Genomic DNA, 15,678 nt, shown 5'->3' on the forward strand with positions numbered 1-15,678 from the left:
TTCGTCTTAAATTTATACTTTTGTCTAACTTTCAAAAATAGCATTTTTTATGGGTAACATATCAGAAAAAACATTAATTGACTTAGAATTTTTTACCATTTTAAAAACGGTGAGCGAATTATGTATTTCTGATTTAGGCAAACAAGCTACTTTGGCAATTAAACCTATTTACAATAAAGAACTTTTATTGGCTGAATTGGCTCAAGTAAATGAATATTTATCGTCTTATTTAAATGACAACCGCATACCAAATCATTATTTTGATGATATTCAGAAAGAAATTCATTTATTAAAAATTGAAAACAGTTATTTAGAACCTGCTGCGTTTTTAAAAATTTTAAACAATGTAACAACCATTTTTGAATTGTTGAAATTTTTTAAAACACTCAAAACAATTTATCCTGTACTGTATCATTTTTCGGAAGAAATTGAATATCAAAAAACAATTACAGAAAATATACAAGCTGTAATTACCCCTTTTGCTGAAGTTAATGAAAATGCCTCGCCTTTATTAAGACAAATTAGAACTGAAATGAATGCCATTCGTGGTAAAATTGGATCGAGTTTTGCAAGGGCTTTAGCGCAATACAACAGCGCTGGTTATTTAGATGATATTAGAGAATCTGTTGTTGACAATCAGCGTGTTTTGGCTGTTCAGGCAATGCACCGACGAAAAGTAAAAGGAAGTTTATTGGGTAGTTCTAAAAGTGGAAATATTGTTTTTATTGCGCCAGAAGCAACTTTGCAATACAACCGAGAATTACAAAATTTAGCCTATGATGAACACGAAGAAGTTGTTCGAATTTTAAAAGAATTGTCGAATTCGTTACGAGAATTTACGTCTGATTTAATTGAATATCAAAACTATTTAACAAAATTAGATGTTATTGGTTCAAAAGCAAAATATGCTAAAAACATACAAGCTTGTTTACCTAAAATTACTTCGGAAAAAAAGATTTATTTAAGAGATGCTTACCACCCTATTTTAGTTTTAAAAAATAAAAAACAACATATAAAAACGGTTCCACAAACCTTAGAACTAAATGAAAAACAGCAAATTATTGTTATTTCTGGACCCAATGCTGGTGGAAAAAGTATTACCTTAAAAACCATTGGTTTGTTACAAGTAATGCTTCAAAGTGGCTTGTTGATTCCTGTTCACGAACGTTCTGAAACTTTTATTTTCGATACAATTTTAACCGACATTGGAGACAATCAATCTATTGAAAATCAATTAAGTACTTACAGTTATCGTTTAAAAAATATGCGTAACTTTTTACGCAATTGTAATGAACATACCTTATTTTTAATTGATGAATTTGGCACAGGAAGTGATCCTGAATTGGGCGGTGCTTTGGCCGAAATATTTTTAGAAGAATTTTATTATAAAAAAGCTTTTGGTATTATTACCACCCACTACTCTAATTTAAAAGTTTTGGCAAGCGAATTAGAAAACGTAGCCAATGCAAATATGCAGTTTGATGAAAAAACACTGGTACCTTTGTACAAACTGTTTATTGGACAAGCTGGTAGTTCTTTTACTTTTGAAGTTGCACAAAAAAATGGGATTCCGTTTAGCTTAATCAACAAAGCAAAAAAACGGGTTGAAGGTGAAAAAGTGCGTTTAGACAAAACCATTTCTAAATTGCAAAAAGAACGCAACAAATTACAATCGACTTCAGAAGATTTAGAAAAAGAAAAAACCATTGCTATAGAAAAATCAGAAATTTTAACTGAACAGCAACAGAAAATTCAAGACAAATTAGAAAGTTTCCAGGAGTTATATGATAGCAATCAAAAAATGCTTTCATACGGAAGAAAATTAAATGAATTGGTTCATAAATACTTTCAAACAAATAACAAAAAACAATTTACAGCAGATTTTAACAAATGGGTTGCTATTGAAAAAACCAAGTACTTGAAAAAAAATCCGCCAAAACCTAAAACCAAAGCTGAGAAAAAACAAGTAAAGGTTGAAGAAAAAAAGATTGAAGAAAAATTAAAAGTTATTGAGCAAGAAGTTGTTGTTGAGGTTGTTAAAGTTAGAGAAGAAAAACAAAAAGAAGCCAAAAAAATAGCCAAACAAAAAGCAGACTATGTTTTTAAAGTAAATGATCGTGTTAGAATTATTGATAGCAGTTCTAACGGTGTGATTGAAAAAATTGAAAAAAACAACGCATTTATCAACTATGGTTTTTTTACAACCAAAACAACTTTAAATAAACTAGAGTTGGTTCAGGCTGCAAAAAAATAGGGAATTTTAAAAAAGGTATTTCTTTAATTAATTTGGATCAATTTTGATATGGTATTTTGCCAAAAGTCCACTAACAGATTGTAAAGAAAATTTAGCACCTTTAATTTGATTTTTTTCTGGATCAATCGTAAAATTAAACGAATTTCTTAAATCGGCTCCTTTTAAATTTGTATTGTCAAAAATGGCATTAAGCAAATCGCAGTCGTTAAAAACAGAAAAACTCAAATCACATTCGGTAAAATCTACTTCCTGCATTTTACATTTTGTAAACACTGTTTTTGAAATTTTTTGATGATAAAATGAAGCATCATTTAATTGGCAATTTTCAACTTTCATAGAAAAAGTAAAATCACTACATTTTTCAAAATGCAAACCCAACATTTTACAATCTTTAAACAACACATTGTTAATTATTGTTTGACTAAGATTGGCCATACTTAAATCACAATCGTAAAATTCACAGTCAATAAATTGAATTTCAGACAAATTAGCATTTAAAAAATTACAATTTAAAAAAGTACACAACTCATATTGTCCTTTTTCAAGTCTGTTTTTCAAAAAGTCTTCTCTATCAAATGTTTTTTCTTCTACAAACAAATGTTTCATTTTACAAAAAATAGTCAAAAAAAGCTGACAATCAGTAATTTATAAATTAATCTTTTTGGTAGCGTTCCATTTCACGATCGTAAAACTCGCTGGCTTGTTCAATTAGTGTAGCAACTTGCACTTCCAATTCTTCTTGATCTTCACCATCAAAATCTTCCCACCATTCAATTTCATCATCAACTAAATTGATTAAAAATCGTGGAAACTCAGTATGAATTACAAAAATAGCATCTGCACAATCTGTATTATCTCCAAGTAAAAATTTAGGTAATTCCATTTTTCTGTTTTATTAATTTATTTGTTAAATAATTAAATCTTAAGAACAACATAACTGCCGAACTTGTTAAGGATATAAGCAAACCTATCCAAATGCCAAAAGTACCCAAATTTGTATTGCGCACCAAATAATAACTTAGCGGAAAACCAATAATCCAATAGGCAATAAAGGTAATAACCGATGGTATATTTACATCTTGCAAACCTCTTAAAGCACCTAAAATTACAGCCTGTAAACCATCAGACAATTGAAACAATGCTGCAATTAGCAATAAACTTGAAGCAATTTCTATCACTTCTAAATTCTCTGTAAAAATGGTTGGCAATATGTTTTTTAATATCATAAACCCTATAGAAAAAGTAGTCATGATTAATAATATCAACAAAAAATTAGAAAATGCTATTCGGCGTAATTCCACATAATTTTTCAATCCTTTTTGGTTACCAACCCTAATAGTTGCAGCAACTCCAAGCCCAACTGCCACCATAAATGTAGAGGACGAAAGTTTTAATGCAATTTGATTTGCTGCCTGCGGAAAAGCACCCAAAGTACCTGCTAATAAAACTGCCGAAGTAAATAAACCAACTTCAAACAACATTTGTAAAGCTGTTGGAAAACCTAATTTTATAATTTTTCTAAAAATTGTTTTTTTAATTTCCGCCAATTGCAAACGTTTCATGTAGATGGCAAATTTTTCTTTTCTGGCCAAAACCACGTATAAAAAAACAAGCATTACAACTCTCGAAATTAAAGTACCAATGGCAGCACCAACCAATTCCAATCTAGGGAAAATCCAAAAACCATAAATCAATACAAAATTCAATATTACATTAACCACGTTGGTTAAAATTGTAGCCCACATTGCATATTTTGTTTGCGACAAACCATCGGCAAACTGCTTAAAACCCTGAAAAATCATCAACGGAATCATAGAAAAAGCGACAATTTCATAATAAGGAATCGCTAAAACTACCACTTCATCTGGTTGATCTAAATGGTATAAAAGAGGTTTCAACAACAATAAAGTCAAAAACATTCCAACACCAATAAGCGTAGTTAAAATAAGTCCGTGCTGAAAAATACTGCGTCCTTTCTCCTTATCTCCTGCACCATCAGACTCTGCAATTAAAGGCGTAATAGCAAAAGAAAATCCAACACCTACAGAAAAAGCAATAAAAAACAAACTATTTCCCAAAGAGGTAGCCGCCAATTCAACAGCGCCTAGCCTACCCACCATAATATCATCAACCAAACCAACCAAAATATGCCCTAAAGACCCAAGCATTACCGGAGTCGCAAGTTTTAAATTGTTCTTAAATTCGGAAGTGTATTTTTGTAAAGTCAAAATTGTGTATTTTCAGCGTGCAAAGATACGGTAAATATTATTCAGAATATTGCAGTTACAATTGAATAGTGAATGCTATAAGCTAACAAGCTGTTAAATTTGTAAAATAAAACATCTGTTAATTACTTTAAAAATCATATTAATATGGGCGTTCCCTTTCAGGTCGTGCTTTCCACTATATCTTTTTTACCATTTCACTGCGTTGCATGGTAAAAAAGGATGCCGTTGCAATCACTAACGCGGGTTTCATAAAAACATAGCATTATAAAACAACCTTTCGTATTTAATAAAATTTGTTTTGCAAATTGTAATGTAACTTTCAAAAATTCAGCATATAAACTTTCAAACTATATTTTTGTATAAATAAAATCTATTTCAACATAAAATATTAGAATTACATTAACAATATTTACCTGTTTTAATGATTACATTTGTATCACAAAAAATAAATATTCACAATAAAAATTTATAAAAATGGCAGTATTAGTAGGTAAAAAAGCACCAAATTTTAGCGCACAAGCAGTAGTAAACGGAATGGAGTTTGTAGACAACTATTCGTTAGAACAATTTGAAGGAAAAAAATATGTAGTATTGTTCTTTTATCCAAAAGATTTCACATTTGTATGTCCAACAGAATTATTTGCTTTTCAAGAAAAATTAGCAGCATTCGAAAAAAGAAATGTACAAGTAGTTGCTGTATCAACAGATACTGAACAATCTCACTGGGGTTGGTTACAAATGGCTAAAAATGATGGTGGTATTAAAGGTGTTACTTATCCTTTAGTTGCTGATACAAACAAAACAATCTCTAAAAATTACGACGTTTTAGCTGGAGATTATTTTTACGATGACAACGATCAATTACAAGCTAGCGGAGAATTAATTGCTTACCGTGGTTTATTTTTAATTGACAAAGACGGAATTGTACGTCACCAAGTAGTAAACGATTTACCTTTAGGTAGAAATGTTGATGAAGCTTTAAGAATGGTAGATGCATTACAATTTAACGAAGAACACGGAGAGGCTTGTCCTGCAAACTGGACTTCAGAAAAAGAAGGATTAAAAGCTACTCACGAAGGAATTGCTGATTATTTATCAAAAAACTAATACTAACTAATTTAAATTGCCAAAACTCTCGAAATTTTTCGGGAGTTTTAGTTTTTTAAACTAACTTTGATAATCTTAAAAAAATATATTATGACAAAAATAACATTAAAAGGAAACCCTTTTAAAACAGTTGGAAAATTACCAAAAGTTGGTAAAAAAGCACCAAAATTTAATTTAGTAAAAGCTGATTTATCTACTGCTAAATTAAAAGATTTTAAAGGTTCAAAAGTAATTTTGAATATTTTCCCAAGTATAGACACTGGTACTTGTGCTGCATCTGTTAGAAAATTTAACGAAGAAGCTGGAAAATTAGAAAATACAAAAGTTTTATGTATTTCAAGAGATTTACCTTTTGCTCAAGCTCGTTTTTGTGGTGCTGAAGGTTTAGAAAATGTGATTACTTTATCTGATTTTGCAAAAGGAAAATTTGGAAAAGCTTACGGCTTAACAATTGAAAACGGTCCATTGGCAAACTTACACTCTAGAGCAATTGTAATTATTGATGAAAAAGGAAATGTAGTTTATACTGAACAAGTTCCTGAAATTGTTGACGAACCAAATTACGAAGCTGCACTAAAAGCTATTTAATTAATGAATACAGAAAGTAATTTTTTTCTAAACAGAATTAAAGCGTTTAAATACGCTGCCAAAGGTTTTTGGATTTTAATTACTTCTGAAAATAGCATTATAGCCCAAGTTATTATTGGATTGATAATGACTGTAATTGGGTTTTTAATGAATCTTTCTGCTACCGAATGGATGTTCCAAATATTTGCAATTGGAATGATTTTGGTAGCAGAATCATTAAACACCGGTATTGAAAAATTAGCCGATTTTGTACATCCTGATTTTCATAAAGAAATTGGCAGAATTAAAGATATTTCTGCGGGAGCTGCCTTTTTTGCTGCAATAATTGCTGTAATTATAGGATTAATAATTTACTTACCTAAATTTTGCTAGGAAACAATCTTCAATCGCATTAATTTTATATTTTTGTGACATAATTGTATTCATGGCAAAAAACAAAACAACATCACCTAAAACACCTAAAAAACCTCGCTTTCAAAAAACAAAACTGTTTTTAGAGAGTAGACAAACTCAAACTATTTTTGGTTTGTTTTTAATGGCGTTTTCTATATTTTTATTTGCTTCATTTATATCGTACCTATTTACTTGGCAAGAAGATCAAAGTCAGATTGCAAGATTTACAGATAAAGCTGTGAATGTAAAAAATCTATTAGGTAAACTTGGCGCATCATTAAGTAATTTATTTATCTATAACGGCTTTGGTGTTGTTGCTACTTATTTTCCAATATTGCTGTTTTTTTCTGGCTATTATATCTTTTTAAAAGGAACTTTTAAAAAAATGAGAAGTAACTGGGGATGGGGTATTTTAGGAATGCTTTGGTTTTCAATTTCTTTTGGTTTTTTAGCACATAAAAATCCAAATCTTAGCGGTGTAGTTGGTTACGAGCTCAATATTTATTTACAACAATTTTTAGGAAAAACAGGTTTAATTATTTCGTTGTTATTTTTAGCAATTTCATATTTGGTAATGCGTTTTAAAATAACACCTGATAATTTTAAAAAAGAAATTGCTTTAAATGTTGATGAAGAAATTCCACCAATAATTTCAGTTCCAAATACTGCGGAAGAAAAACCGATAATTCTTGAAAAGCCAATTTTAGTAAAAAATGAAGTTGTTGAGAAACCTTTAGAGTTAACTTTAGAGAAAAAAGAACCTGAAAATGTTGTTACTAAACCAATTTCAAAAACCATTTTTGAAAAAACAGAACTGGAAGATGATGTTGCTATTGATGTTGAAGAAATTGTTGAAGAAACACATGTAGAAGAAAATTTATCTGACCAATTGGTAAAAGATTTTGGTGAATTTGACCCTACACTTGAATTAGGAAATTTTAAGTTTCCAACTTTAAATCTTTTAAAAGATTATAACGAAAGTATTTCGGTAGATCAAGAAGAATTAGAAGCCAACAAAAATAGAATTGTTGAAACGCTTAACAACTACAATATTGGTATAGACCGTATAAAAGCAACTGTTGGACCAACAGTAACTTTGTACGAAATTGTACCTGAAGCTGGTGTTAGAATTTCAAAAATTAAAAATTTAGAAGACGATATTGCCTTATCCTTATCTGCAATGGGTATTCGTATTATTGCGCCAATTCCAGGAAAAGGAACCATTGGTATTGAAGTACCAAACAAAAAACCAACAATGGTTTCTATGAAATCGGTTATTTCTTCAGCAAAATTTCAAAATTCAGAAATGGAATTACCAATTGCTTTAGGAAAAACAATTTCAAACGAAACTTTTGTAGTTGATTTAGCAAAAATGCCTCACTTATTAATGGCAGGTGCTACAGGTCAAGGAAAATCTGTTGGTTTAAATGCAGTATTAACTTCATTACTTTATAAAAAACATCCTGCTGAAGTAAAATTTATTTTGGTAGATCCTAAAAAGGTTGAATTAACATTGTTCAACAAAATTGAACGTCATTATTTAGCAAAACTTCCTGATACAGACGAAGCCATTATTACAGATACTACAAAAGTAATTAACACGCTTAATTCTCTTTGTATTGAAATGGACAACCGTTACGATTTGCTTAAAAACGCAATGGTTAGAAACATAAAGGAGTACAACGCTAAATTTAAAGCTCGTAAATTAAATCCTAACGACGGACATAAATTTTTACCTTACATTGTTTTGGTAATTGATGAGTTTGCCGATTTAATTATGACCGCTGGTAAAGAAGTTGAAACGCCCATTGCCCGTTTGGCACAATTAGCGCGTGCTATTGGAATTCATTTAATTGTAGCAACTCAAAGACCTTCGGTAAATGTAATTACAGGTATTATAAAAGCCAATTTCCCTGCAAGAGCTGCATTTAGGGTAACATCTAAAATAGATTCTAGAACCATTTTAGATACATCTGGAGCAGATCAATTGATAGGAAAAGGTGATATGTTATTTTCTGGCGGAAGTGATATTGTGCGTTTACAATGTGCTTTTATAGATACGCCTGAAGTTGATAAAATCACCGACTTTATAGGCTCACAACGTGCTTATCCTGATGCTCATTTATTGCCAGAATACAATAGTGACGAAGTTGGCACAAGTCTTGATATTGACATTAGCGAAAGAGATCAGTTATTTAGAGATGCTGCTTTACTAATAGTTCATGCGCAACAGGGTTCTGCGTCCCTATTACAAAGAAAATTAAAATTAGGATACAACCGTGCTGGTAGATTAATTGACCAGTTAGAAGCCGCTGGTATTGTTGGTCCTTTTGAAGGAAGTAAAGCAAGACAAGTACTTGTACCTGATGAAATGTCTTTAAATAAATTATTAGATAACGAATAAACTAAAGTTATAAATTACTCAAAAAAATGAAAAAATTATTAGTATTAGCAATTATTACATTCGTAAACTTAACTGTATACAGTCAATCAGATGCAAAAAAATTATTAGATGAAGTTGCCGCAAAAGTAGAAGCTTATAAAAATATTGAAATAGAATTTAATCATCGTTTAGACAATTCAGATGCTGATGTACATCAACAAACACGAGGAAATGTAACTTTACAAGGCGATTTGTACCATTTAAATTATATGGGTACAGAACAAATTTTTGATGGTAAAAAAGTTTACTTAATTATCCATGAAGATGAAGAAGTAATTATTCAAAGTCCTTCAAGTACAGAAGAAACTTTAACACCTTCAAAAATGTTTTCATTTTATAAAAATGGATATACTTACAAAATGGGTGCTTTAGAAACCGTTAAAGGTATTAAAATACAATATGTAAAACTTATTCCAATAGACACACATTCTGAAATTGAAAGTGTTAAAGTAGGAATAGATGTAAAATCTAAACACATTTATACAATTATAGAAACTGGTAAAAATAAAACAGTTACAACGCTTGAAGTTCAATCGTTTAAAACAAACCAACCTATTTCTCCAAAATTATTTGTTTTTGATGTTCAAAAGTATAAAACACAAAAAAAATACACCATTTCTGAACCAAAATAATAGCGTTGAAAATATTTGATAAATATATTTTAAAAAGCTTTATACAACCCTTATTGGCTACATTTTTTGTAGTACTTTTTGTGTTAGTTATGCAAGCTCTTTGGCTGGCTTTTGACGAAATTGCTGGTAAAGGTATCGATTTGGTTTTTATCCTAAAGTTCTTGGGCTATTTAGCATTAATGCTTACGCCTACCGCTTTGCCAATTGGTATATTACTTTCGTCTATTATGGCTTTGGGTAATTTGGCTGAAAACTACGAGTTTGCAGCAATGAAATCTGCTGGAATATCATTAAAAAGAGTGATTCGCCCATTGGTTATTTTGACCTTATTTTTAAGTGGCCTAAACTTCGTTTTTCTAAATAACATTTATCCTTGGGCTACTTTAAAGCAAAAGAATTTGTATTTAAATATGAAAATGAAAAAACCAGCCCTAGCTTTAGTTCCTGGTGCTTTCAATACAGATATTCCGGGGTTTAGCATCAAGTTTGAAGAAAAATATGGTGAAGATAAAAATTTGCTTAAAAATGTTCAAATAGCTGATTTAAACGGCGGAAAAGGAAAAATAAAAGTAATTACAGCTGCAAAAGGTACAATTTCATCAGATGAAGGCAGTAAGTATATGACACTTACACTTGAAGATGGTAACTATTATGAAGAACACGTTAAAAGAATGATGCTTCAAAAAGATAGAGAAAAAATGCCTGCATCAAATGCAACTTTTGAAAAATACACTATAAATATTGATGTTTCATCATTTAATGACAGTGAAAGTTTAAAAGATGAAAAAGTAAAAGAACATCACGGAATGTTAAGTGTTCATCAACTAGATTCTATTTCTAAAATTAAAAAAATTTCATATGATGAATACATTGGTAATAGAGCTAAATCATTTTACTCAAATGTAAAAGGCAATAAATTATATAAATATCCAGACTCTCTAATAAACAAAGATTTGGCTCCAGAAATATTAGAAAATTTCAATCTAAATAATCAAAATATTGTAATTAATGATGCCCTTCAAACTGTAAAAAGATATTATGAAAGAAGCAATAATGAAATTAAAATGTTTAAAGATCAACGTAAATTGTTAAATCTTTACGATTACGAATTTAATTATCGATTTTCATTTTCATTGGCTTGTTTAGTCCTCTTTTTCATAGGTGCTCCTTTGGGTTCAATTATTAGAAAAGGTGGTTTTGGATTGCCTATGCTATTGGCAATATTTATATTTGTAATTTACTTTTTCATCTCTCAATTCAGTAAAAATTTAGCTGAAGAAAGTGCCATTTCGGCTATTATAGGCAGCTGGATGTCTACATTAATATTACTACCTTTTGGAATATTATTAACTTATAAAGCAACAAAAGGAATGGGAATTTTTAATATTGATGCCGTGATTGACAACTTTAAAAAATTCTTTGGAAAATTTACTAAAAAAATAAATTTAAACAATGAGCAATAGAAACGATATTAAATTAAATACAATTAAAGAAGCCATTGAAGATATTAAAAATGGTAAAATTGTAATTGTAGTTGATGATGAAAATAGAGAAAATGAAGGCGATTTTGTTGCTGCTGCAGATAAAGTAACTCCAAAAATGATCAATTTTATGGCAACTAAAGGACGTGGATTAATTTGTGCTCCTATCACTGAAAGTCGCTGTAAAGAATTGGATTTAAATTTAATGGTTGGTGTAAATACAGATCCGCTAGGTACTGCATTTACTGTTTCTGTAGATTATAATGGTATTGGCGTAACTACAGGAATTTCTGCAAAAGACCGATCAATTACTGTAAAAGCATTGGCCGATAAAAGAACAAAGCCTCATGATTTAAGCAGACCTGGGCATATTTTTCCTTTAATAGCACGTGAAGGTGGTGTTTTACGTAGAACCGGCCATACGGAAGCTGCAATTGACTTAGCGCGTTTAGCTGGACTTAACCCTGCTGGTGTTATTGTTGAAATTATGAATGAAGATGGTACAATGGCACGTTTACCTGAATTGGTGAAAATTGCCGAAAAACATGAATTAAAAATTGTTTCAATTGAAGATTTGGTTGAATATCGTATGCTTCACGATTCTTTAATTGAACTTGCCAAAGATTTTAATATAAATACCAGATTTGGAGAATTTAGGTTAAGAGCTTATAAACAAACAACCAACAATCAAGTACATTTAGCACTTACTAAAGGTGAATGGGATAAAGATGAAGAAATACTTGTAAAAGTAAATTCTACTTTAGTTAATAATGATATTTTAGGCACTTTAACCAAAAATCCAGACGATAAATTAAAAGGTGTTTTTGACGCAATTAACAATGCTGGTAAAGGTGCTGTTGTTTTTATCAATCAAGAAAATCAATCATTTAATTTGTTAGCACGTTTAGAAATTTTGCAAAAAAGTCAGGCTAAAAACGAAAGCTATACTCCTAATTTAAAAATGGATGAAAAAGATTTTGGTATTGGTGCTCAAATTTTACACGAATTAGGAATTACAAAATTAAAAGTGCTTTCTAATGCAACAACATACAGAAAACGTGTTGGTATGACTGGTTACGGCCTGGAAATAATTGAATATGTAAATTATTAAATCTTATTTTTTGCGATGAACAAATTAATAATATGCTGTTTTTGTAGCCTCATTATTATTTGTAGTTGCACTACTTCAACAAAAAAAATTGAAAAACAACAACAACCTACAAAGGCTGATTTTGTTTTAAAAGGAAAACTGACAAGCTATTTGTCTGATAAAATATACTTAAATAAAATAATTGAGAATTCAATTACACCCATAGATTCAGCTCTTATTAAAAACAATGAATTTGTATTTAATGGAGCTGTAATTTTTCCTGAACGTTTTTTATTAACTTTTGAAAACTATTCAGTTTCAACAATAATAATTGTTGAAAATACCCATTTTGAAATTGAAATCGACCCAAAAAATACTCAAGAGCCTATTATTACAAATTCTCCTTTAAATAATTTATTGAATGAATACAAACAAAATTCAAAAAATATATTTCATAAGTTAGATTTATTGTTTCCTGCATTTCAAAAAGCAAGGTTACAAAATGATGCTAAAAAATTGTCTGAAATTGGAGAAAAACTAAGAACAATTGAAAACGAATACAGAGACTATAGTTACAACTTTATTCTTGAAAACAAAAATTCGTATGTGTCTGCAATGGTATTACGAGATCAATTAAAGCTTATACCAACAGACACTATACGAATTAAAAAATATTATAATTTGCTTTCTGAAAATGTTAAAAAATCTCCAGACGCGCAAATTATTGCGCTAAATCTAGAAAATTAACACCTTATTTTACAAACTTGCTAAACTTGCTTTTATAGTTTCAATTTTAGCCAATGCATCAGCTTCTTTTTGACGTTCAAGGTTAATTACCTGCTCTGGTGCATTAGATACAAATCTTTCATTACCTAATTTCTTTTGAACAGATAATAAAAATCCTTCATTGTATTTTAACTCTTCTAATAATTTTACTTTTTCAGCTTCAACATCAATAGCATCACCCATTGGAATAAAATACTCGTTAGATTTTACTCTAAAACTAATGGCACTTTCTACTTTTTCTTGAACATAATTAATAGTAGAAATGTTTCCTAATTTTTGAATTACCGAATCAAAATTTGAACTTACTTGGTCGTTATTTAAAATCGAAAACTCAATTTCGTTTTTAAATGCAATGTTTTTATCTTTTCTAACAGTTCTAATTCCAGAAATAACTTCAGAAGCAATTTTAAACTCTTGAATTAAATTTTCATTTACATCAATAAATTTTGGATATGATGCAATTATCAAGGCTTCTTCAGGAGTTCTTTCTGAAATATTTTGCCAAATTTCTTCAGATAAAAATGGCATATACGGATGTAACACTTTTAAATTATCTTCTAAAAATGAAATTACTGATTTTAGTGTTTTGGCATCAATTGGTTGTTGATAAGCTGGTTTTACCATTTCTAAAAACCAAGATGAAAAATCGTCCCAAATTAATTTGTAAATGCTCATTAAAGCCTCACTAACTCTGTATTGCTCAAAAGACTTCTCTAAGTCTAACAATGTTTGTTGAAACTTAGCCTGATACCAATCTATGGCAATTTTAGACGACTGTGGCTGCTCAATAGTTTCAGAAACTTCCCACCCTTTTATCAAACGGAAAGAGTTCCATATTTTATTAGAAAAATTACGCCCTTGTGCACATAAATCTTCATCAAACAACAAATCGTTACCAGCAGCAGAACACAACAACATTCCCACACGAACACCATCTGCACCATATTTTTCAATCAAGCCAATTGGATCTGGTGAATTTCCTAATTGTTTAGACATTTTTCTACCTTTTTCATCACGTACAATTCCTGTAAAATATACATTGGTAAAAGGTTTTTCATTTCTAAATTCGTAACCTGCAAAAATCATACGAGCTACCCAAAAGAAAATAATATCGGGTCCTGTAACTAAATCGTTTGTTGGATAATAGTAGTTAATCTCATCATTATCTGGATAACGGATACCATCAAAAACTGATATTGGCCACAACCACGAAGAGAACCAAGTATCTAAAGCATCTGGATCTTGTGTTAAATCAGCACTTGTTAATTGTTGGTTATTTGTTTTTTCTTTTGCCAATTCCAATGCTTCTTCAATAGACTCAGCAATCACAAAATCTTCTACACCATCACCATAAAAATAAGCCGGAATTTGATGTCCCCACCATAACTGACGAGAAATATTCCAATCTCTAATATTTTCTAACCAATGCTTGTAAGTACTGTTATAATGCTTTGGAAAAAACTTAATTTCTTCATCTTCTAAAACTGCTTTTAAAGCAGGTTCAACAATGGTATCCATTTTTAAAAACCATTGCGCAGAGATTTTAGGTTCAATTACTTCTTTAGTTCTTTCAGAAGTTCCAACTTTATGCATATGTTGTTCAACCTTTACCAAATAACCTAATTTGTCTAATTCTTTGGTAATTTCTTTTCTAACTACAAAACGATCTTTTCCTTCATAATGCAATCCAAAAGAATTTAAAGAAGCATCATCATTAAAAATATCGATAACTTCTAAATTGTGTTTTTCTCCTAAAATTTTATCGTTTTGATCGTGTGCAGGCGTTACTTTTAAACAACCCGTACCAAACTCAATATCAACATATTCGTCTTCAATAATTGGAATTACTCTACCAACAATAGGCACAATGGCTTTTTTACCTTTTAAATGTGTAAAACGCTCATCGTTAGGATTTATACAGATTGCTGAATCACCTAAAATAGTTTCAGGACGCGTAGTTGCAATAGTTAACACATCATCACTACCTTCAATTTTATAATTTAAATAGTATAAATTACCTTGTCTTTCTTCATAAATAACTTCTTCATCAGACAAAGTTGTTTTAGCTGAAGGATCCCAGTTAACCATTCTGTAACCACGGTAAATCAAGCCTTTTTTATACAAATCGATAAAAACTTTTGTAACAGCCTGGTTCAAATCATCATCCATTGTAAACTTAGTACGTTCCCAATCGCATGAAGCACCCAATTTTTTTAACTGCTCTAAAATAATACCTCCGTGTTCATCTGTCCATTCCCAAGCGTATTTTAAAAACTCATCACGCGTTAAGTCTGCCTTATTAATACCTTGTTCTTTTAATCTAGCCACAACTTTAGCCTCAGTAGCAATTGAAGCGTGGTCTGTTCCTGGCACCCAACAAGCATTGAACCCTTTTAAACGAGCTCTTCTAATTAAGACATCCTGAATTGTATTATTTAACATATGCCCCATATGTAAAACACCTGTTACGTTTGGTGGTGGTATTACAATAGTATATGGTTCTTTATCATTAGGAACAGAATGAAAATAATTATTTTTCATCCAGTAATCATACCATTTTCCTTCAACATCCTGAGGATTGTATTTTGTAGCTAAACTCATTTTGGTCTAATTTTTGTAAGTAATTTGCAAATGTACAATTATAACACATAACACAAAATATTTTGAAAGCATAAA

13 protein-coding genes are annotated in these 15,678 nt (G+C 30.2%); 9 read left to right on the top strand and 4 right to left on the bottom strand.

The annotated features are described in order from the left end of the window. Positions 1 to 49: 49 nt before the first annotated feature. Complete coding sequence (locus EC396_RS07915; protein WP_129366171.1) at positions 50 to 2,254, top strand: DNA mismatch repair protein MutS; 2,205 nt, start codon at positions 50 to 52, stop codon at positions 2,252 to 2,254. 27 nt (positions 2,255 to 2,281) lie between these two features. On the opposite strand, the gene EC396_RS07920 is transcribed toward EC396_RS07915, so the two are convergent. From EC396_RS07920 to EC396_RS07930, 3 genes are read right to left on the bottom strand one after another with little or no spacing between them, the layout of a single operon-like run. Next, a complete protein-coding gene (locus EC396_RS07920) occupies positions 2,282 to 2,860 on the bottom strand; it encodes a pentapeptide repeat-containing protein (protein WP_129366172.1) in 579 nt (192 codons plus the stop codon). A gap of 46 nt (positions 2,861 to 2,906) precedes the next feature. Then, positions 2,907 to 3,137, bottom strand: a complete 231-nt coding sequence (locus EC396_RS07925; protein ID WP_129366173.1) for a hypothetical protein — start codon at positions 3,135 to 3,137, stop codon at positions 2,907 to 2,909. Beyond that, the gene (locus EC396_RS07930) at positions 3,124 to 4,482 is read right to left on the bottom strand and encodes an MATE family efflux transporter (RefSeq protein WP_129366174.1); all 1,359 of its coding nucleotides are present in this window, start codon (positions 4,480 to 4,482) and stop codon (positions 3,124 to 3,126) included. Before EC396_RS07930 ends, EC396_RS07925 begins: the two co-directional genes overlap by 14 nt. 474 nt (positions 4,483 to 4,956) lie before the next feature. Between EC396_RS07930 and EC396_RS07935 the strand changes: the two genes are divergently transcribed. From EC396_RS07935 to EC396_RS07970, 8 genes are all read left to right on the top strand, one after another. After that, the gene (locus tag EC396_RS07935; RefSeq protein ID WP_129366175.1) at positions 4,957 to 5,589 is read left to right on the top strand and encodes a peroxiredoxin; all 633 of its coding nucleotides are present in this window, start codon (positions 4,957 to 4,959) and stop codon (positions 5,587 to 5,589) included. Between the two features lie 90 nt (positions 5,590 to 5,679). Then, positions 5,680 to 6,177, top strand: a complete 498-nt coding sequence (gene tpx / locus EC396_RS07940) for a thiol peroxidase (RefSeq protein ID WP_129366176.1) — start codon at positions 5,680 to 5,682, stop codon at positions 6,175 to 6,177. A 3-nt stretch (positions 6,178 to 6,180) separates the two neighbouring features. Continuing rightward, positions 6,181 to 6,549, top strand: coding sequence for a diacylglycerol kinase (locus EC396_RS07945; RefSeq protein ID WP_129366177.1), 369 nt, complete (start codon positions 6,181 to 6,183; stop codon positions 6,547 to 6,549). Between the two features lie 52 nt (positions 6,550 to 6,601). Continuing rightward, a complete protein-coding gene (locus EC396_RS07950) occupies positions 6,602 to 8,974 on the top strand; it encodes a DNA translocase FtsK (protein ID WP_129366178.1) in 2,373 nt (790 codons plus the stop codon). Between the two features lie 26 nt (positions 8,975 to 9,000). Then, positions 9,001 to 9,645, top strand: a complete 645-nt coding sequence (locus EC396_RS07955; RefSeq protein WP_129366179.1) for an outer membrane lipoprotein carrier protein LolA — start codon at positions 9,001 to 9,003, stop codon at positions 9,643 to 9,645. A 5-nt stretch (positions 9,646 to 9,650) separates the two neighbouring features. Continuing rightward, positions 9,651 to 11,108: an LptF/LptG family permease gene (locus EC396_RS07960; protein ID WP_129366180.1), complete on the top strand. Its 1,458-nt coding sequence runs from the start codon at positions 9,651 to 9,653 to the stop codon at positions 11,106 to 11,108. Further along, positions 11,098 to 12,237, top strand: a complete 1,140-nt coding sequence (gene ribB, locus EC396_RS07965) for a 3,4-dihydroxy-2-butanone-4-phosphate synthase (RefSeq protein ID WP_129366181.1) — start codon at positions 11,098 to 11,100, stop codon at positions 12,235 to 12,237. The genes EC396_RS07960 and ribB overlap by 11 nt, the downstream gene beginning before the upstream one ends. A 15-nt stretch (positions 12,238 to 12,252) precedes the next feature. Next, positions 12,253 to 12,963 carry a DUF4369 domain-containing protein gene (locus tag EC396_RS07970; protein ID WP_129366182.1) on the top strand — a complete coding sequence of 237 codons (711 nt, stop codon included), beginning with the start codon at positions 12,253 to 12,255 and terminating at the stop codon, positions 12,961 to 12,963. A gap of 9 nt (positions 12,964 to 12,972) precedes the next feature. On the opposite strand, the gene EC396_RS07975 is transcribed toward EC396_RS07970, so the two are convergent. Then, positions 12,973 to 15,603: a valine--tRNA ligase gene (locus EC396_RS07975; RefSeq protein ID WP_129366183.1), complete on the bottom strand. Its 2,631-nt coding sequence runs from the start codon at positions 15,601 to 15,603 to the stop codon at positions 12,973 to 12,975. Between the last annotated feature and the right edge of the window lie 75 nt (positions 15,604 to 15,678).

Source organism: Lutibacter sp. HS1-25 (genome assembly GCF_004121075.1).
GTDB lineage: Bacteria > Bacteroidota > Bacteroidia > Flavobacteriales > Flavobacteriaceae > Lutibacter.

Coding starts and splice junctions, on each gene's coding strand:
- EC396_RS07945 (WP_129366177.1), top strand. CDS start 6,181: ATGAATACAGAAAGTAATTTTTTTCTAAACAGAATTAAAGCGTTTAAA.
- EC396_RS07935 (WP_129366175.1), top strand. CDS start 4,957: ATGGCAGTATTAGTAGGTAAAAAAGCACCAAATTTTAGCGCACAAGCA.
- EC396_RS07975 (WP_129366183.1), bottom strand. CDS start 15,603: ATGAGTTTAGCTACAAAATACAATCCTCAGGATGTTGAAGGAAAATGG.
- EC396_RS07920 (WP_129366172.1), bottom strand. CDS start 2,860: ATGAAACATTTGTTTGTAGAAGAAAAAACATTTGATAGAGAAGACTTT.
- ribB (WP_129366181.1), top strand. CDS start 11,098: ATGAGCAATAGAAACGATATTAAATTAAATACAATTAAAGAAGCCATT.
- EC396_RS07925 (WP_129366173.1), bottom strand. CDS start 3,137: ATGGAATTACCTAAATTTTTACTTGGAGATAATACAGATTGTGCAGAT.
- EC396_RS07955 (WP_129366179.1), top strand. CDS start 9,001: ATGAAAAAATTATTAGTATTAGCAATTATTACATTCGTAAACTTAACT.
- EC396_RS07950 (WP_129366178.1), top strand. CDS start 6,602: ATGGCAAAAAACAAAACAACATCACCTAAAACACCTAAAAAACCTCGC.
- EC396_RS07915 (WP_129366171.1), top strand. CDS start 50: ATGGGTAACATATCAGAAAAAACATTAATTGACTTAGAATTTTTTACC.
- tpx (WP_129366176.1), top strand. CDS start 5,680: ATGACAAAAATAACATTAAAAGGAAACCCTTTTAAAACAGTTGGAAAA.
- EC396_RS07970 (WP_129366182.1), top strand. CDS start 12,253: ATGAACAAATTAATAATATGCTGTTTTTGTAGCCTCATTATTATTTGT.